Source organism: Nakamurella antarctica (assembly GCF_003860405.1).
Classification (GTDB): Bacteria; Actinomycetota; Actinomycetes; order Mycobacteriales; family Nakamurellaceae; genus Nakamurella; species Nakamurella antarctica.
Genome location: NZ_CP034170.1, coordinates 1,336,111 through 1,353,448 on the forward strand (window position 1 = coordinate 1,336,111; position 17,338 = coordinate 1,353,448).

The window sequence follows — 17,338 nt, forward strand, 5'->3', positions numbered from 1 at the left end:
GGGGGGCGAATGAACAAAATTTTAAGGGGAGCGATACTCGCTGTGCTGCTGACAAGCTGCTCAGCTGATCCAGCGCAGGTTCTTGGTGACGTGGAAACTTTGCCAGCCCAGTCTTCCGCTGTGGAGCCCGAGCTCCCCGCTACCGAAACGACCTCTATTTCAGCGGCAACCACTGATGCATCAACAACCTCGGTGGTGCTGACCCTGCCGGCAGGGCCCGAGCTTTCGGCGACTGAGCCTTCGGAGACGACATCGATCGCCATCGAGAGTGTTACACCTTCGACCACAAGCGTCGATCCAGTTCCTGGCAGTGCTGCGATTGATCCGAGTCTGAGCCTGAGCGCCGAGGAGCTAGCCGACCGGACAGAGATCGAGCGCGTCTGGCGCGAGTTCTGGGTCTTGTATGCGCGGATTAATAGGGTCGAACCTCTTGATCGCGCGGCGCTGCTGGGCATGCTCGTAATGGACCCCGCGCTGACTGCCATCTTGGCTGAGGCGACCGATTTTGACGCGAGAGGTCTCGACAGTTACGGGACCGTTGAGCTGCACCCCTATTGGGAATATCCGGTCGCTGGCTTTGCGACTGCCCAAATCAGTGACTGTCGGGACGCAAGTCAATTTGGTTCGCTGTACGCGTCCAGCGGAGAAAAACGCTCGGTCGGTGTAGCCGCCAGCAATACTGTGGGTGCATTCGCTCGGTTGGACGGCGTTTGGCGGCTCTATGAGATTAGCTACCGGCCGGATCTCCCATGCCAAGTTTCATGAGAACTCTGGTGGGGCTCGTGGTGATTTTATTGACGACTTTGTTATTCACACTTACCGCCGCAGCCGACGAAATTATCACCAGCACTGGGTCTGGCAAAGAGGGCACCTACAACGTATCCGTGGGCAAGACGGCTGGCAAAGTTGCCACTCCAGACGCGGCGACCGCGGCCCAGAGTCCCGAAGAAGCAAACTCTCTTGGGGGGATCATCGACAATCTTCACTTGGCGTGCGTGGTCAATGCTGCCGGCGGGACCCAGTCTGAAGCTTGCGCGGCAGCGCAGATCGCGTTTGATTGCACCTATGACGGTGGTTTCCCGGATTTAGTAGGTACGGCTGCGGATCCGTGTGCTGCTGTACCGGTAGTGCCGACCGTGACTGCGGAGCAGTTGGCTGAGCAGGCGTTTGGGCAGTTGAAGTTGCCGTCGCCGCGATTGAACTTTGGTCCCGATCCAGCGAAAATCGCGGTGAAGTACACGACGTGGTTATGGATGGATAACGCGCAGCAGCGCACCGTTTCGGTAAGTGCGGGCGGGATAACAGTTACTGCTACGGCGTCTGTCTCGACTACTTCATGGGATATGGGGGAGCCGGTTGACCCTGCGGTGCCGAGTGTTAAGGCGGATCCGGTGGTGTGTGCTGGGCCGGGTGTGGCACCCCCGCTTTCAGTGAATGAACTGTCGTCGGCGCCCTGTGGCTACACCTATGCGTGGCGTTCAACTGCTGAGCGGACAAACGGTCAACGGGCATGGCCAGTGACCGTCACTGCCGCCTGGGATGTCCGATGGGAGTCGAACACGGGGCTTTCGGGGAGCACGACGTTGACGACGCAGAACACGGCGAGCACCTATGTGGGTCAGTGGAATGTGGAACTCGTTCCCCCACCAATCGCTGTTCGCTGACACCACTGGGCACCGGGCGCTAAGTCCAGGCAGGTACAGGTAGCGTCACACGCGTGGATGAACTGGATCTTTTCGGCACAGGCACAGGCACAAGCCCCGGCACTACCCGTGCTGCCGATCAGCATCCCGACCCCCGCCCGCTCGATCCGAAAGCGTTCAATCCCAACGCGCCGCTGGCAGTTCGGATGCGGCCCCAGACGCTCGACGAAGTTCTTGGCCAGCAACACCTCCTCGGCCCGGGCGCTCCGCTGCGCCGGCTGGTGCAGGGCGGTGCACCGTCATCGATGCTGCTTTACGGACCACCGGGTACCGGGAAGACGACCCTCGCGACTCTTGTCGCCGGGGCAACCGGCCGGAGATTCGCTCAACTCTCCGCTGTTTCGGCAGGCGTGAAGGAGGTCCGTGCTGTCATCACAGACGCCGCCGCGAGCCTTCGGCGCATCGGTGAGCAGACCGTCCTTTTCATCGACGAAGTGCATCGCTTTTCCAAGACCCAGCAAGATTCGCTGCTCGGCGCGGTCGAGGACCGCACCGTCATCCTGATTGCCGCGACCACCGAAAATCCCTTCTTCTCAGTGGTTTCGCCGTTGCTGTCACGATCGCTAATACTTCAATTACAGCCGCTGGGAGATAACGACATCACCGAATTATTGCAACGGGCGATCATAGATCCCCGCGGATTTGGTGGTCGAGTTCGTGTGACAGACGATGCGCTCGCACACTTGGTGTCACTGGCAGGTGGAGATGCCCGACGCTCCCTCACCGCACTGGAGGCTGCCGCAGACTCCGTCCTCGATGACTCCGCCGAAGCATTTATAGCGGTCGTACCGAGTGATGTTTCCGCAAAATCAAGCCCGAAAATACCTGCGACAGAGGTTGATTCGCTTCAGGCGGTAGTCGATCTCGCTGCCGTGGAGCGCGCCGTGAACAGGGCCGCGGTGCGCTACGACAAATCCGGTGATCAGCACTACGACGTCACAAGCGCCTTCATTAAATCGATTCGCGGATCCGACGTCGACGCAGCTTTGCACTACTTGGCCAGAATGTTGGAGGCGGGTGAGGATCCCCGATTTATTTCACGGCGGCTGATGATTCACGCCTCCGAAGATATTGGGCTGGCAGACCCGACGGCGTTGCTCGCCGCTGTCGCAGCCGCCCAGATCGTACAGTTGGTCGGGATGCCGGAAGCGCGAATTGCGCTGGCGCAGGCCACGATTCATCTAGCAACGGCGCCGAAATCGAACGCGGTGATCGTTGCCATCGATGACGCTATGGCGGATGTGCGTGCCGGAAAGACAGGATCGGTCCCACCTCATCTGCGCGACGGCCACTACCCCGGGGCCAAGAAACTGGGCAATGCCAAAACCTATGTGTATCCACACTCGCTTGCCGAAGGCATTGCGCAGCAACAGTATTCACCAGACGACCTGATAGGTAGGGACTACTATCAACCCACTGCCCGGGGCGCTGAGAGGGCGATCGCAGAGCGGCTTGGAAAGCTCCGGCGTTTGATTAGGGGCGGACGCGAAGGGTAAAAAGCGCAGGGGAGCGCGCGCGGGGTAGGCCCACCCGCGCACGCGGTGCCTGAACTGCGAGTGGGCCGAATATTTCACCCACCTGCGCAGCTCAGGCCGCTGAACACCTCGCCGCACGCCGGGCTTGCGGAAACCTCTGCCGATTCCGTAGTCCCACGACGCGAAACCACATCAACCACCGCCAGCTCAGATCAGCCAGACCGACGCATTGGGCGGCAGCATTCGAGCATCCAGTTCGGCCTCGGTGAAGGCGCCGGAGGCGAGAAGCACTGTGCCCAGTGGCATTTCGACGCTGGCAGCGCCCATATTGCACATCACCGTGAGGGGGCCATTGCGGAAAGCGACGACGTCATCGGAACTGGGGCTGAGCCAGCTCAGCTGACCGGAGCCAACCCCGTATTCCCGGCGCAGCCGAAGTGCGCTGCGGTAGAGCTCCAGGGTGGACCCGGGGTCGCCAACCTGTCGGTCTCTGGCCAACATCGCGAAAGATTCAGGCTGGGGCAACCAGGTCTGGTCGGAAGGGCCGAAACCGTAAGCGGGCTCCGCAGACTCCCACGGCAGCGGTACCCGGCAGCCGTCGCGCCCCAGTTCCACGCCGTGGGTGCGGAAAAATGTGGGATCCTGGCGCACCACATCGGGCATAAAGGTGTGCTCCGGTAGGCCGAGCTCCTCTCCTTGGAACAGATAGGCCGAGCCCGGCAGCGCAAGCATCACCATGGTTGCAGCGCGTGCCCGAGCAAGGCCCAGCTCGGCGTCCGGTTGGACGTCGTTAGCGCCGATGCCGTTGGGACGTTTGCCTTGGTTCGGGAGACCGAATCGCGAAGGGTGCCGTACAACGTCATGATTGGAAAGTACCCACGTGGTGGGTGCTCCGACTGCCGCGTTTGCTGCAGTGGTGGCGGTGATGACAGAACGCAGCGCTGTTCCACTCCAGGGTGTTTCGAGGTAATCGAAGTTGAATGCCTGATGCATTTCGTCTGGCCGAACGTACATCGCGAGGCGTTCTGCGGGCTGAACCCATGCTTCTGCGACCAGAATTCGTGCCGGCTGGTAGGTGTTGAGTAAGGCGCGCCATTCGCGATAGATCGGGTGCACCTCGTCTTGGTCCCACATGGGCGATCGCGCTTCGGTGACCAGGGTGTGCGGGATCGCATCCGGTGCAGTGTCTGGCTGAAGCCCACTGAGCACCCCCAACTCGCCGGGTACCGAGTCGGGTAGCCCTGGAGCCTTCATCAAAGAGTTGGCCACGTCCACCCGGAATCCGTCGACACCGCGGTCGAGCCAGAATCTCAGGACGGAGAGGAACTCCTCGCGTACCAACGGATTGTTCCAGTTGAAATCGGGCTGACGAACGTCGAAGAAGTGCAGATACCACTGGCCCGGCGTGCCATCCGGATTGGTGGTGCGCTCCCATGCGCCGCCGCCGAATACGGACTTCCAATTGTTGGGCGGTTCGTCGCCGTTCGGCCCCCTGCCATCAACGAAGTGGTAGAGGTCCCGCTCTGGGCTACCCGCGGGTGCGGCCAGCGCGGCTTGGAACCATACATGGTCGTCGGAAGAGTGATTAGGAACTAGGTCGACGATGACCTTCAGGCCCAGGTCGTGCGCCGTGGCCAGTAGTCGATCAAAATCCTCGAGGTCGCCAAAGATCGGGTCGACCGCTCGGAAGTCTGCAACGTCGTAGCCTGCATCGGCCTGGGGGGATGTGTAAAACGGCGAGAGCCAAATTGCGTCGACGCCCAGATCAGCAATGGCCGCCAGACGGGAGGTAATTCCAGGAAGGTCGCCAATACCGTCGCCGTTGGAATCTGCAAAGGAGCGCGGATAAATCTGGTACACCACGGCTTCTCGCCGCCAATCGCCCCATTCGGCGGGGGTGACATCAGCCGGATCCAGCGGTGTCAGCACGTCCACGCTCGCTTCGATCGCATCGGCCTGGTCAATGGTTGCATCTTCGTTGGGCTCTTCTGCAACGTCAACGGTGGGGACTGTCATCGGTGATGGCTCCTGTCATCAGGGGGCCGGAACAGCCCATGGACGGCGCATTGATACAAGTTCACTGCCGGTGCTTATCGTACGGGGGAGTCTTCGACCGCTTCTGGCACCATCGCAGATTATGGACGAATCAGTAATGCTGCGGCTTATGCCGCTTTCCGAGGCCACGTGGCTGTTAGCGGGTGGCCGGCCACAGGACGGAAGCTGGCACCCCGAATATCCGCTGGACGGCGACCAACGAGCATGCGGCGGGTATGTAGACCGTGCCACCAAAGACCGTGCCACCAAAGACCGTGCCACCAAAGACCGTGCCACCGAAGACCCCTCCGCTGCGCACCCCTTCGGCTACTACCAAGTGCTCAGGAACGGCGTGGTGATCGGGGGCGCTGGCTTCCACAGCCCGCCCGCTTCGGGAGTCGTGGAGATTGGCTACGGCATCGTTCCTGCTGAACGCGGCCGGGGTAGTGCAACCGCCGCGCTCCGGATGCTGCTGGCAATCGCGACCGAGGCCAACGCTGACCCCCACGCTGTGGCCGGAGTCGAGTTGGTAATCGGGTCTGCAGACCACGGAAACGAGGCATCCCAGCGGGTAATGCTGGCGGCAGGCATGCGCTGCGACGGTCCGGGTACCGATGAGATGGGTGAAGCTATTGTCCGGTTTTCCTGGGACGTGCCGGTCTAGCCTGGCGAAAGCCATCACCGAACACCAAAGCGTGGCGCAGAGCCGGGTAACCTAAGCCGGGGCGGATTTCCCGCTCGTCTGTCGGAGGTATGAAAAAAAAATGACTGTGGCCGAGATCATTCTTGCCGTAGCAGCAGCGGCATTCTTGGTGTTGGTGTTGTTTGCCGTCATCACGCTGAGCAAACTCGGCAGGACCTTGGACGTTGCTCGCACCACGATGGAATCCACCCAGCACGATGCGAGCCCCGTCATCCGGAAAGCGGATACGACGCTGGCACTTCTCAACACGAACCTGTCCAACATTGCCGGCGTCACGGGCGCTGCTCGCTCCGTAACGACCAACGTGTCCGGGCTTGTTAGCGTGGCTGCTGCCACGCTGGGCGGGCCCGTAGTGAAGACCGCAGCATTCACCTACGGAGTGCGGAAAGCTTTGGCAGCTCGCGGAGCCGCAAAGTCGGCGACTAATGCGCGGAGCCGTTCGAAGGGACGCAACAGATGAGAAGGTCCTTCTACATCGCAGTGGGGGCCGCCCTCGGCGTCGCAGCAACCAGGCGCACTCAGCGTGCGAAACACCAACTGCAGGCTGCTTTGACGCCGCGCTCCGTGGCGGGGGAAATCGCCGACGCGATCGCGGAGTTCGGTAATGCCGTGGGGGGCTTTGCGGCCGACGTCCGAGCCGGAATGCACGAGCGAGAAGCGCAGTTCGTGGCCGTCGTCGATGATTTCAGCGGGGCTGTGGTGATGTCGCCGCCAGAGCTTGCCGCACCCGACATACGGTCACTCCCCGCCGGGCAGGCCAGCACGGATCGCAGGCGCATGTAGCGAGGGGGTCCGATACTCGCCCACGCCAACACCTCTCAGGTTCTCTCACGTCAAGGAATTTCATGAAGACAGTCGAAATCCGCCAGCGGTTCTTGGATTACTTTGCTCGCACCGGGCACACGGTGGTGCCGTCAGCTTCGCTCATTAGCCAAGACCCGACCGTCTTGTTCACGATCGCCGGCATGGCCCCGTTCAAGCCTTACTTCTTGGGACAACAGACACCGCCTTACACGCGCGCCACGAGCGTCCAAAAGTGTGTTCGGACATCGGATATCGACAATGTCGGTATCACTACGCGGCACAACACCTTCTTCCAGATGGCGGGTAATTTCTCGTTCGGCGACTACTTCAAAGAGGGCGCCATCACGCATGCGTGGGCGCTGCTCACATCGTCGATCGAGGACGGTGGTTTTGCGCTGGACAAGGATCGTCTCTGGGTGACTGTCTATGAGACAGATGACGAAGCCATCGAACTGTGGCACCGGATTGCCGGGCTGCCACTGGAGCGCATCCAGAAGATGGGGATGGCGGACAACTTCTGGTCCATGGGCGTCCCCGGGCCTTGCGGTCCGTGTTCAGAGATCTATTACGACCGCGGCCCCGCTTTCGGTAAAGAAGGCGGCCCGGTTGCTGACGAGAATCGCTACCTCGAGGTGTGGAACCTCGTTTTTATGCAGGATATTCGTGGCGAGGGCGGCGACAAGGGGGCGTTCCCGATCCTGGGGCCGCTACCGCAGCAAAACATCGATACCGGGTTGGGCGTGGAGCGGCTCGCGTTCCTGCTGCAAGAAGTCGAGAACGTCTACGAAACCGACCTACTTCGCCCGCTTATCAGCACCGCGGAAGCATTGTCCGGCAAGGTCTATGGCGCTGAGGGCGGCAAGACCGACGATGTTCGCTTTCGCGTAATTGCCGACCACATTCGCTCCGGCACACTGCTCATCGCCGACGGCGTTGGCCCGGGTAACGAGGGGCGCGGGTACGTGCTTCGTCGGCTGCTCCGACGCACAATCCGCTCGGCACGACTGCTGGGCGTGACCGAGCCCGTGATGCCCGCCCTCGTCGCTCAAGTGCGAGACCTTATGACGCCGCTCTACCCGGAGCTGACCTCGGATTTTGCCAGGATCGAACGGGTCGCCGTCGCCGAAGAGGTGGCCTTCCTCAAGACGTTGGAGACTGGGTCGAAGCTGTTCGGCACGGCGGCGTCAGACACTAGAGATTCGGGCAGCACGGTAGTGCCCGGCGACACGGCGTTTGCGCTGCACGACACCTATGGATTCCCGATCGACCTCACACTTGAGATGGCCGAGGAATCAGGACTTACCGTGGATACGGCCGGCTTCATCCGCCTGATGGACGAGCAAAAGCAGCGGGCCCGCGCCGATGCCAAGGCACGCAAGGGCGGTTTCGCCGACCAATCCGTCTACCGCGAACTGCTCGAGGCGGGAGCAACGGAGTTCACCGGCTATGACGAGCTCAACTCTGAAGCGGCCGTGCGCGGCGTCATTAGCCAGGGTCAGCGCATCCCCGTGGCGCGCGTCGGCGACATCGTAGAAGTGGTTCTGGACCGCACCAGCCTGTACGCCGAAGCCGGCGGGCAGGATTCGGACTCGGGGTCAATCCTGGGAGCCGGCATGTCAGCGGAAGTGCTTGATGTGCAGAAGATCTCCCGGAAACTCTGGGTACACCAGGTGCGCATTACCGAGGGCGAGTTAGCAGAAGGCGACGCTGTCCTGACCCAGGTCGACCCCGCGGCAAGGGCCAGGTCCAACCAGGCCCATACCGGTACCCATTTAGTCAACGCCGCTCTGCGCGAGTTGCTTGGTCCGGACGCTTTGCAGGCTGGCTCCTACAACAAGCCCGGTTATCTGCGTCTGGACTTCTCGTGGTCGGGGTCGCTTTCTGCGGGCGCAGCCTCCGAGATCGAGGAAGTGGCCAACAGAGCGATCCGTTCTGACCTGGCGGTCTCGACAAGCCTGTCCACCGTGGCTCAGGCCAAGGCTCGCGGGGCGGTGGCACTCTTCGGGGAGGTGTACGGCGACGAGGTGCGGGTGGTGGAGATCGGCGGTCCGTGGTCGCTCGAACTGTGCGGTGGCACCCACGTGCAGCATTCGTCGCAAATCGGCACACTCGTCCTGCTCGGCGAATCCAGCGTCGGGTCGGGGGTGCGGCGCATCGAGTCCTACGTCGGCTACGAAGCATTCCAGCACCTGGCTACCGAGCGGGCGCTGGTGGAAAACCTCTCAGGGATGCTGAAGGTCCCCTCCAAGGAACTGCCTGGCCGCGTTTCCGGCCTCGTCGAACGTCTGCGCTTGGCGGAGAAGGAACTCGCGGGCTTGAAGTCGGCCGCGGTGCTTTCCTCCGCCCAAGGACTCATTGACGGAGCGGAGCAGGTAGGTGACACCGCCGTCATTTCGGAGCTGCTGCCAGCCGGCATCAGCGCTGCGGATTTGCGCACACTCGCAACCGATATCCGTAGCCGCCTCGGCAGCCGGGTGGGTGTGGTTGCACTGTTCGCCATCGTCGATGACGCGGTCTCGTTCGTGGTCGCCTTAACCCCCGCCGCAGTGAGCGCGGGTAAAAACGCCGGCGCCTTGGTCACGTCGTTCCTCCCCTCGATCCAGGGTCGCGGCGGTGGCAAGGCCGAAATGGCGCAGGGCGGCGGGACCAATCCGGCGGGCGTGACCGACGCCCGCGCAGCCCTCCGCTCGGCCATCAGCGGGGCGGCTGGGTGACGTCCACTCCTGCTGAACCCCAGCACGCCCCTACCGACCACTCGCGCGCGGTGAGTTCGGCCGCAACGAACACGGCTGCGGTCGGTGTGCGTCTTGGCGTTGACGTCGGCACCGTTCGGGTGGGGGTTGCGATCAGTGACCCGCACTCAATTCTGGCTACCCCCTTGCAAACGCTCGCAAGAGATGCCAAGTCGGGCAAGGACCAGCTCCTATTGGTGGAGCTGATCGCCGAACACCGCGTCGTGGAGGTAGTGGTGGGGCTGCCACGATCGCTGTCCGGGCGCGAAGGCCCAGCAGCAGAAGCGGCGCGGGCTTACGGGAGTGCACTCGGTAAGCGGATCGCTCCCATTCCGGTGCGGTACGTCGATGAGCGATTAACGTCGGTGACGGCCGAGAGGATGCTGCGCGAGAGCGGCGTCAAATCTCGATCACGACGTGCGGTGGTAGACCAAGTGGCCGCAGTGCAGATCTTGCAGACCTATTTGGACACGGCAGCGCGAGAGCGTGGGGTGTCCCCTTGAACGACAATCTCAATATCTTCGGGTCCCGAGATGACGGCTCGGAGGAAGTGGACGTCGACGAGCTCCGCCGCAGATTAAAAGAGAACCCGACCGCCAGTCACGTGCTGCCCGGCAATCGAGCCCAGCGCAGCCGCGTGCAGCGGCAGGGTCGGGACGCGGCGAAGAAGCGTCGTCGACGTCGCCTGCGCGCTTCGTTGGTGGCATTAGTGGTTCTCGGACTCATCGGCGCTGGCGCCGCGCTGCTCGTGCGCAGCTTGTCCAGCAAGACTGAAGTGGCGCCGAATTATGCCGGTAGCGGCACCACCGAGACGATCATCAGAGTGCGTCAAGGCGACGGCGCTGGCGACATCGCCAAGACGCTCGTGGACGCTGGCGTCATCAAATCGGCTGCCGCTTATGTAAGCGCCGCCGATGGCAATACCGACCTGACGCGGATCCAGGGTGGCTATTACAAACTGAAGCAGCAGTCTGGTGTTGACGAAACCATTGCGGCTCTGCTGAATCCCGACAGCCGCGTGGGCCAGGTTGACTTGACCCCGGGTGTGGCGCTGGCCGACTTTGAGGTACCTGCCAACACGACCACCGGCGCAGCGGCAACTGTGATTCCTGGTTACATCAGCCAACTCACCAAGGCCGCGTGCGTGCCGCTCAACGGCGATTCCCAGTGTTTCACCGCCGACCAATTGTGGGAGGTGGCCAAAACTGCTGATCTGGGGCCCAAAGGTTTAGGTTTGGTCGATTGGGCTGTGGCGGATGTGACCGCGGCCCCGGATCAGAAAAGGCGTTTGGAGGGCATGATCTTGCCCGGTACTTACAACGTTCCACCGGGTACCGACGCGCTGGCAGTGCTGCGGTCCGTCATTACAGAATCAGCTGTGGAGTGGTCGACTACGAATATCAAGGCGAAAGCTGTCCAGCAGGGCCACACCACCTACGAAATGGCCATCATTGCCTCCATTGTAGAAAAGGAGGCGAAAGCTTCTCAGATGCCCAAGGTTGCGAGCGTCATCGATAACAGGCTGTCGCAGACGCCCCCGATGAAGCTCCAGATGGACTCCACCGTGAACTACTGGCTGAGTCGAGCAAAAATCAGCACCACCAGCGGCTCCCGTCTGGACCCCACGAACCTGTACAGCACCTACGCGATCGACGGTTTACCCCCGACCCCCATTAGCGCGCCGGGGCCGGACGCTATCGCGGCGACGCTCTCGCCCGCTGCGGGTAGCTGGCTGTTCTTCGTCGCAGTCGACCTCCAGGGCAATTCTTGCTTCAGCGTGACGCTTGATGAACAGAACGAGTGCATCAAAAAAGCCAGGGCTGCTGGTGTTTTCGACGGCTGACCCGCTATCTGCTCGACGGGCCGGAGTTCTGGGGTTGCCCATTGCGCATTCACTCTCCCCTGTGATGCACCGAGCCGGCTACGCCGCTCTTGGCCTGAATTGGCGGTATGACGCCATCGAGTGCGACGCCGCGGCTCTCCCGGCGTTGGTGCAAGGCTGGGGCGCGGAATGGGCCGGGGTCAGTGTGACGATGCCGGGTAAGGCGGCCGCGGCGCAGATGGCGGACCAGAAAAGCGCGCGCGTGCAGCTGCTGGGGGTGGCGAACACCCTGGTCCGCACGGACCACGGATGGCTGGCCGAGAACACCGATGTGGACGGCGTTGTCGGCGCATTGCGGGCCGCTGGCGTGACGGCGCCGCATCGCGTACTGCTGATCGGTGGCGGTGGGACTGCCCTAGCAGCGGTCGCCGGACTGCACGAGCTCGGAGTAGCTGAACTCCTGGTGGCCGGCCGCCGGGTCGAAAGCACCCAACAGGCACTGGCTTTGGCCGCATCCCTGGGAATGAACGCTGAACACGTGCCGTGGGAGGGGGTGGGCGCGCATGCGCAGGGGCTGGACGTGGTGATGTCCACTGTTCCCGCGGGTGCTGCAGACCAGTTTGCTGCCGACCTCGCCGCGGTTCCCGCGCTGTTCGATGCTATTTATCATCCGTGGCCCACCCCGTTGGCCGCTGCCGGAGTCTCGGACAGGATCACGGTCACTGGTCTGGACATGTTGTTGCATCAGGCTTTTGCCCAGTTTCGATTGATGACGGGACAGGCAGCCCCCCGCCAGCAGATGCGCGAGGCGCTTAAGAGCGCGGCCGGAGTGCACATTCCGCTTCCGATCTAGGGGTCCACTTGCCGCTGATTGGCCCCGGGTGGCACGCTGGCGTCGTGATGGGGGAGAACTGGCTAGTGGCGGGCATCGTGGCTGCGGCGGCGATACCCGCAGGGGTCGGCATTCGCGAGCTACTGCGCCGACTGCGGCGGGGGGCAGTGTTCACTGCCGGGCCCATCGAAGCAGCGTGCGCGCTGGTCTGCGGAGGCGCGGCGCTGATCCTGGGCCCATCAGCGTTGTTGCCAGTGACACTGTGGGCGGGTTTGCTCGCCGTTGCCCTGTCCGCAGTCGATCTCACCCATCACCGCCTGCCGGATGCCATCACGCTGTCCGCATTTCCGATCACCGCGGTGATTCTCGTGGCTACCACCCTCGTGACCCCGGGGGCTGGTGATCTGGCACGCGCCGGTATCGCTAGCGCGGTAGTGGGTGGTGCCTTTTGTGCGCTGGCGTACGGCTTGCCCGTGGCTATGGGGCGAGGCGATGCCAAGCTTGCCTTCACCCTCGGCCTGCTACTCGGATATCAGTCCTGGTTGGCTGTAATTTTCGCGATTATGCTCGCGTTTTTGCTAGGCGCAGTGGTGGGGCTGGCGGGGATGGCTGCCGGCCGGATGACGGCTAAATCCGCATTGCCGTTCGGGCCATTTTTGCTTCTCGGCACTCTCGTAGCGATGGTGGCCCCGAGCTGGATCCAGACGCTGTTGAGTTAGGGGGATGGGACAAAATCCGCCCAAGCGCACAGCTCTGGGAGCAGTTCCGCCAGCGATTGCGCTCGCCAGGTGGGAGTTCCGTCACCGCGCTGATAGCGATCGATGTAGGCCGTCGCACCGCCCGCGTGGTGGGTATCGGACAAGTCAGCCTCCCACCTGTCGCCGACTGCCAGCAGCTGATCGGGGCGCGCATTCGGTCCCAGTTGCATCAGCATTTTGGCAATCAGCCCGGGCATCGCCGCTGGCTTGTTCGCGCTCACCAGAACTTCGTCCACCAAGGCGCGAAGTCCGATAGCTTCAAGCACTTCGTGGACGCCAGCCGCGGGTGCATTCGTGAGCACCACGATCCGTGAACGGGGTTTGATCTCGGCAAGGAACTCCGCCATCCCGGCGACCGGTTCGAGAGCAAAAGCGCTGCGCGCCAAATCATGTCGGCTCAGTTGGTAGGCATCCTGGCGGATCGTTTCGTCCAGCCCGGCGTCCCTAGCCAACAGATGCACAGCGCTGTAGCCGTCATCTGCCTCCGCAATCACCGGCGGTATTTCGCCCGCTCCCTCAAGGAAGGCCCGCATGCCCGCAATAACCCGTTGACCCGCATCGGGTTCGAGAGCACCCGCCACCCGACGGGCATAGGCTTGGATGGGCAAATCGCCGGTATAGAGGGTTCCGTCAAAATCCAGCAGCAGCCCCAACATCGTCATAAAAATACCCTCGCCCCTGTATTCGCCGGTCCTGAAATTCAAAGCCCGGTACGGTCGTCGTAGCAATTCGGTGTGGCGAGGTATCTCCCTCCCGCCGCAACGACAGTTTCAGCGAAGAAAGACGCCACCTTGCCAGCTCCGATACGCCCTCACATCACCCTACGCATTGCGCTGGCCGCCTCGGTGGTCGTCGGTGTTGGGCTCGTGGTGGTGGGTGGGTTTGTGACCTGGCTCAGGGTGGACGCCGGCGACCTGGCTGGTCTGACGGTATCCGGTTGGGGTCTGATTGGTGGCACCAGTGACTTGGCCGGCTCCAACATCAACGACCTGCTGGCGGACGTGAGCGGTTCTTACCGGCAAGCGGTGTTGCCTGTGATTTTTGCCGGTCTCGCCGCCATCGCGGCGATCCGGCTCGGCTGGGGCCCGTCGAAGATTGGCGCCGCCACCCTGGTGGCCTGCGGCCTCTGCGTCGCTGGCTGGGGGCTATACCGGGGGCTCAACCCTGGGAATCTGGTGAACATTCTTGACAGCGGGGAATCACGTGCGGGCGTCGGACCGTGGCTGGTGTTTGCCGGCGGTGTGGAAATGATCGCCGTGGGGGCAGGGCTGCTCGCTGGGGTGGCGAAAGCCCCGGCAGCCCCACACTTTCGCCGCGCACGCGGGATTTCTCCGCGCTGAATGCTGTTTAGAAACCTACGATGCCGCCGTCGCCCAACAGGCTCGCAGCATGCTCCAATACTGCTGGATCACCCGCGTATTCGCCTTCGGGGCGCGGCCAGTGCGTCACCACATCGGTAAATCCCAATGCCGCTGCTCTGCCGCAAGCATCGGTGAAAGCATCGATGCTGGCGAGCGAAAACACCGGCGCCCCATCAAGACTGAGATATCGGAGGCTAGCTTCGGGAGGTTCCGCCGCGTTATAACCGTCGACGAGTCGCGCCACCCCTGCCCACCATTGGTCCATGGTCAGAGTTTCGCGGTCCTCCCACTTCTGCAGTGGGGCGCCGGTTGTCGCCCACGCGCCGAAGCTTGCTGCGAGGCGCATGGTGCGCTTGCCGTTTGCGGCAATGACCAGTGGAAGCCGGGGTTGTTGGATGCAGCCGGGAATCATCCGCGCCCGCACGGCATCGAAATAGTTGCCGCTGAAGGAGGTCTCGCTCTGGCGCAGGAGCAGGTCGAGGAGCGTGACGAACTCGACAAGCCGATCGGCCCGCTCTCGGGGAGTGATGTCGTCCTGGCCGAGCACCGCGCTGTCCCAGCCCTCACCGCCAGCGCCGATTCCGGCGATCATGCGGCCGTCGGAGATGTCGTCCAGGGTCATCAGATCTTTGGCCAGCGTTACCGGGTGTCGGTAGTTGGGCGAAGTCACCCACGTCCCTATTTTCATCGTCGTGGTCGCCAGAGCAGCCACCGCCAAAGTAGGGATGGTGGCGTGCCACGGTTCGTCGGCCAAGCTACGCCACGCGAGGTGGTCGTAGGTCCAGCCGTGGGCAAAGCCCATCTCCTGCACTGCTTTCCATCGTGTGGCAGTTTCCCGGTGGCCGAACTGCGGCAGGATGACCACTCCAGCTCGGATTCCCGCTTCGGATGTCGTCATCAGAATCCCAACATGTCGCGGGCGGCCTCAATGCCGGGGCGCGCCCAGTATTTTACGTAGTGTTCGTTGTCGCTGAGGGACCTCATCACTGCTCGGTCGAGGTACAGAACGCCGCGTAGGTGGTCTGTTTCGTGTTGGACAATGCGCGCTGCCCAGCCAGCGACCTCTTCGTCGACCGCAGCTCCATTCTCGTCTCGACATTGCAACCGCACCGCCGCGCCGCGCGCCACCACAGCCTGATAGCCCGGCACGGACAGGCATCCCTCGTAAAACACCGCCGGCTCTGCAGAGGTCACTTCGTAAACCGGATTGATGATGACCCGAAACGGAAGCGGCTGGCGGTTGCGAGCATCTGCTACCTCCGCCGACACCTGGGCGCTATCTTCCAGCACGGCAAGCTGCAGCCCGACGCCGACTTGCGGCGCCGCAAGCCCGACGCCGGGAGCTGCGTGCATCGTTTCGCGCATGGCCTCGATGAGGTCGGCGAGCACCTCGTCGTCGAGCTGCCCGTCCACAGGGGCCGCTGGGATCCGAAGCACTGGATGGCCAGCGGTGAGGATAGGCAGTGGCCGTGGCTGGGCCAGAATACTTTCGACATGCTGCGCCAGGGTCAGATTCACCACCCAAGTTTAGGGCAGCCGCACAGCTCGGGCGCAGGCGGCGAATCGCTTAGTCGTAGAGGTCGGACTTTCGGAACCGCTGTGGGGGAGCGGTGTGTGGGGCGTTGGCGGCCGGCGCGGTGGGTGTCTGAGCAGAAACCGGCAGGGGGGAGGGGATCGACTGCAGGACGGCTGGATCTGGGAAATCCTTCTCGGTGCCGCCGACATCTTCGGTCCCGCCCTCGTGGAACTCCCGGTAGCCGAAGAAGCCGATTGCGATCAGGGCAATGAGGCCAAAAGTAATCCACTGCAACGCATACGAGAGGTACGGACCGCTTTCGATCTGCGGCATGCCCACGGCAATCATGGCGCCGGGGGATGCTGCGGTCAGTTGAATGAAACCCTGCAGGGCTGGCGTTTTGCCTGCCAGAATGACGGCAGAATCGATGCCATAGACCTCGACCCGGTTCCCATTGCGCACGGCTTCCCGGTTTGCCGGGTACGGCTGGTCCGCCTGGACTCGGCCGGTGATGGTGACGGGTCCGGATGGCAGCGCTGGCGGCGTTTCGCCGTCGACAATTTGTTTGTTGGTGAGGTAGCCCCTATCCACCAAAAGCCACTGACCAGAGGTAAGCCGGAAGGGGACGATCACTTCGTTGGCATTGTTGCCTTCGTATTGGCGCAGCCGCGACTGCACCTGCCCCGACTCGTCGAACACCCCGGTGGCAGTAACGGGGAGCCAGGTGGCATCCGATGACGGTTGCGACGAAGTGCTGAACTTGTCCAAGACCGGTACCGGTGGCGCGTCGACAGCGGCCGAAATCTGGTTGTTTCGCAGCTCTCGTTCGCTGTTGCGGCCAAACTGCCACGGAGCGAGAATCCAGAAACAAGCGCCGGCAAATATGAGCGCGATGACAACAACGGCTATCCAGTTCGGATTGAGCAGCCCTCGCCAGCCTGGACGCTTCGGTGTGGATTCGCCCAATTCGGCTGCTGGGCGGGTGTCGGTGCTCATGGTGTCGGCTCAAAAGGAGCATCGGCGGGCGAGCTCGAACGCGACTGGAGCCGGCGGCTGATTTCGGCAACCACCCCGGGCACTGCGGCTTCGATCATCTTCAGCACCCGGACGAATTCGGCTTCGTCGCGGCCGTAGGGATCTGGGACATCGCTCGCGCCATCGCTGGTGGGGTCGAAGCTGCGCAGCAACATCACGCGCTCCCCGGTTGGGTCTGGGCGTAGTTGCAGTAAATCGTGCAGATGCCCGCGATCAGCTGCCAGGGCGAGGTCGATGCGATCCAGTTTTTCGGCGGTAATCTGCTGCGCCACGTGGTCGTGGGGATAACCGTGGTCGGCGAGAACCTTGGCAGCGGGCGGGTTGGCTCCTTGGCCGACGTGCCATGACCCGGTGCCCGCACTGCTGACCCGCACCTGCTCAGACAGGCCAGCCTCGGCGATTGCCGCGCGCAAGACGTGTTCGCCGATGGGCGAGCGACAGATGTTGCCCGTGCAGATAATGCTCACGTGGAGGCGTGAGTCGGAGGTCTGCATCGTCGGGGAGGGGCCTGGCACCAGTTCATTGTCCCCTACGTTGATGTGGACCCTGGTGTGAGCCTTGCG

General features: G+C 62.7%; 18 protein-coding genes. 12 read left to right on the top strand and 6 right to left on the bottom strand.

Annotated elements, in window-relative coordinates; translation table 11 throughout:
- Positions 1 to 9 precede the first annotated feature (9 nt).
- From EH165_RS05880 to EH165_RS05890, 3 genes are all read left to right on the top strand, one after another.
- On the top strand, positions 10 to 765 hold the full coding sequence (locus EH165_RS05880) for a hypothetical protein (RefSeq protein WP_124798452.1): 756 nt from the start codon (positions 10 to 12) through the stop codon (positions 763 to 765).
- Positions 762 to 1,664 carry a hypothetical protein gene (locus EH165_RS05885; RefSeq protein ID WP_124798453.1) on the top strand — a complete coding sequence of 301 codons (903 nt, stop codon included), beginning with the start codon at positions 762 to 764 and terminating at the stop codon, positions 1,662 to 1,664. Before EH165_RS05880 ends, EH165_RS05885 begins: the two co-directional genes overlap by 4 nt.
- Positions 1,665 to 1,849: 185 nt before the next feature.
- Positions 1,850 to 3,199 (top strand): replication-associated recombination protein A, encoded by a 1,350-nt coding sequence (locus EH165_RS05890; RefSeq protein WP_124800336.1) that lies wholly within the window; start codon positions 1,850 to 1,852, stop codon positions 3,197 to 3,199.
- A gap of 186 nt (positions 3,200 to 3,385) precedes the next feature.
- Here the strand turns inward: EH165_RS05890 and EH165_RS05895 are convergent, their stop codons facing one another.
- On the bottom strand, positions 3,386 to 5,194 hold the full coding sequence (locus EH165_RS05895) for a glycoside hydrolase family 13 protein (RefSeq protein ID WP_124798455.1): 1,809 nt from the start codon (positions 5,192 to 5,194) through the stop codon (positions 3,386 to 3,388).
- 121 nt (positions 5,195 to 5,315) lie between these two features.
- On the opposite strand from EH165_RS05895, the gene EH165_RS05900 reads away from it, so the two are divergent.
- The 8 genes from EH165_RS05900 (at position 5,316) to EH165_RS05935 (ending at position 12,824) form a co-directional block, all read left to right on the top strand.
- Positions 5,316 to 5,876, top strand: coding sequence for a GNAT family N-acetyltransferase (locus EH165_RS05900; RefSeq protein ID WP_124798457.1), 561 nt, complete (start codon positions 5,316 to 5,318; stop codon positions 5,874 to 5,876).
- A gap of 100 nt (positions 5,877 to 5,976) precedes the next feature.
- A complete protein-coding gene (locus tag EH165_RS05905; protein WP_124798459.1) occupies positions 5,977 to 6,375 on the top strand; it encodes a DUF948 domain-containing protein in 399 nt (132 codons plus the stop codon).
- Positions 6,372 to 6,698, top strand: coding sequence for a hypothetical protein (locus EH165_RS05910; RefSeq protein WP_124798460.1), 327 nt, complete (start codon positions 6,372 to 6,374; stop codon positions 6,696 to 6,698). The genes EH165_RS05905 and EH165_RS05910 overlap by 4 nt, the downstream gene beginning before the upstream one ends.
- Positions 6,699 to 6,760: 62 nt before the next feature.
- Positions 6,761 to 9,433, top strand: a complete 2,673-nt coding sequence (gene alaS, locus EH165_RS05915) for an alanine--tRNA ligase (RefSeq protein ID WP_124798462.1) — start codon at positions 6,761 to 6,763, stop codon at positions 9,431 to 9,433.
- 50 nt (positions 9,434 to 9,483) lie between these two features.
- Positions 9,484 to 9,954, top strand: coding sequence for a Holliday junction resolvase RuvX (gene ruvX / locus EH165_RS05920; RefSeq protein WP_124800337.1), 471 nt, complete (start codon positions 9,484 to 9,486; stop codon positions 9,952 to 9,954).
- Entirely contained in the window at positions 9,951 to 11,294 is a 1,344-nt protein-coding gene (gene mltG / locus EH165_RS05925) for an endolytic transglycosylase MltG (RefSeq protein WP_164479133.1), read from the top strand. The genes ruvX and mltG overlap by 4 nt, the downstream gene beginning before the upstream one ends.
- Positions 11,239 to 12,126 carry a shikimate dehydrogenase gene (locus EH165_RS05930; RefSeq protein ID WP_124798466.1) on the top strand — a complete coding sequence of 296 codons (888 nt, stop codon included), beginning with the start codon at positions 11,239 to 11,241 and terminating at the stop codon, positions 12,124 to 12,126. Before mltG ends, EH165_RS05930 begins: the two co-directional genes overlap by 56 nt.
- A gap of 8 nt (positions 12,127 to 12,134) precedes the next feature.
- Positions 12,135 to 12,824, top strand: coding sequence for a prepilin peptidase (locus EH165_RS05935; RefSeq protein ID WP_124798468.1), 690 nt, complete (start codon positions 12,135 to 12,137; stop codon positions 12,822 to 12,824).
- Here the strand turns inward: EH165_RS05935 and EH165_RS05940 are convergent.
- Complete coding sequence (locus EH165_RS05940) at positions 12,821 to 13,525, bottom strand: HAD family hydrolase (protein ID WP_124798470.1); 705 nt, start codon at positions 13,523 to 13,525, stop codon at positions 12,821 to 12,823. The genes EH165_RS05935 and EH165_RS05940 overlap by 4 nt on opposite strands.
- 72 nt (positions 13,526 to 13,597) lie before the next feature.
- On the opposite strand from EH165_RS05940, the gene EH165_RS05945 reads away from it, so the two are divergent.
- Positions 13,598 to 14,203, top strand: a complete 606-nt coding sequence (locus EH165_RS05945) for a hypothetical protein (protein ID WP_124798472.1) — start codon at positions 13,598 to 13,600, stop codon at positions 14,201 to 14,203.
- Positions 14,204 to 14,210: 7 nt separating this feature from the next.
- Here the strand turns inward: EH165_RS05945 and EH165_RS05950 are convergent, their stop codons facing one another.
- From EH165_RS05950 to EH165_RS05965, 4 genes are read right to left on the bottom strand one after another with little or no spacing between them, the layout of a single operon-like run.
- On the bottom strand, positions 14,211 to 15,122 hold the full coding sequence (locus EH165_RS05950) for an LLM class flavin-dependent oxidoreductase (protein ID WP_124798474.1): 912 nt from the start codon (positions 15,120 to 15,122) through the stop codon (positions 14,211 to 14,213).
- Entirely contained in the window at positions 15,122 to 15,745 is a 624-nt protein-coding gene (gene def / locus EH165_RS05955; protein ID WP_422392118.1) for a peptide deformylase, read from the bottom strand. The genes EH165_RS05950 and def overlap by 1 nt, the downstream gene beginning before the upstream one ends.
- A gap of 46 nt (positions 15,746 to 15,791) precedes the next feature.
- On the bottom strand, positions 15,792 to 16,736 hold the full coding sequence (locus EH165_RS05960; protein WP_124798475.1) for an SURF1 family cytochrome oxidase biogenesis protein: 945 nt from the start codon (positions 16,734 to 16,736) through the stop codon (positions 15,792 to 15,794).
- Complete coding sequence (locus tag EH165_RS05965; protein ID WP_124800339.1) at positions 16,733 to 17,269, bottom strand: low molecular weight protein-tyrosine-phosphatase; 537 nt, start codon at positions 17,267 to 17,269, stop codon at positions 16,733 to 16,735. The genes EH165_RS05960 and EH165_RS05965 overlap by 4 nt, the downstream gene beginning before the upstream one ends.
- Positions 17,270 to 17,338 lie beyond the last annotated feature (69 nt).

What these genes read in the sequence shown, in the direction of transcription:
- EH165_RS05880 (WP_124798452.1), top strand. Translation starts at nt 10, where the DNA reads ATGAACAAAATTTTAAGGGGAGCGATACTCGCTGTGCTGCTGACAAGC.
- EH165_RS05885 (WP_124798453.1), top strand. Translation starts at nt 762, where the DNA reads ATGAGAACTCTGGTGGGGCTCGTGGTGATTTTATTGACGACTTTGTTA.
- EH165_RS05890 (WP_124800336.1), top strand. Translation starts at nt 1,850, where the DNA reads ATGCGGCCCCAGACGCTCGACGAAGTTCTTGGCCAGCAACACCTCCTC.
- EH165_RS05895 (WP_124798455.1), bottom strand. Translation starts at nt 5,194, where the DNA reads ATGACAGTCCCCACCGTTGACGTTGCAGAAGAGCCCAACGAAGATGCA.
- EH165_RS05900 (WP_124798457.1), top strand. Translation starts at nt 5,316, where the DNA reads ATGGACGAATCAGTAATGCTGCGGCTTATGCCGCTTTCCGAGGCCACG.
- EH165_RS05905 (WP_124798459.1), top strand. Translation starts at nt 5,977, where the DNA reads ATGACTGTGGCCGAGATCATTCTTGCCGTAGCAGCAGCGGCATTCTTG.
- EH165_RS05910 (WP_124798460.1), top strand. Translation starts at nt 6,372, where the DNA reads ATGAGAAGGTCCTTCTACATCGCAGTGGGGGCCGCCCTCGGCGTCGCA.
- alaS (WP_124798462.1), top strand. Translation starts at nt 6,761, where the DNA reads ATGAAGACAGTCGAAATCCGCCAGCGGTTCTTGGATTACTTTGCTCGC.
- EH165_RS05930 (WP_124798466.1), top strand. Translation starts at nt 11,239, where the DNA reads ATGAACAGAACGAGTGCATCAAAAAAGCCAGGGCTGCTGGTGTTTTCG.
- EH165_RS05940 (WP_124798470.1), bottom strand. Translation starts at nt 13,525, where the DNA reads ATGACGATGTTGGGGCTGCTGCTGGATTTTGACGGAACCCTCTATACC.
- EH165_RS05950 (WP_124798474.1), bottom strand. Translation starts at nt 15,122, where the DNA reads ATGACGACATCCGAAGCGGGAATCCGAGCTGGAGTGGTCATCCTGCCG.
- EH165_RS05960 (WP_124798475.1), bottom strand. Translation starts at nt 16,736, where the DNA reads ATGAGCACCGACACCCGCCCAGCAGCCGAATTGGGCGAATCCACACCG.
- EH165_RS05965 (WP_124800339.1), bottom strand. Translation starts at nt 17,269, where the DNA reads ATGCAGACCTCCGACTCACGCCTCCACGTGAGCATTATCTGCACGGGC.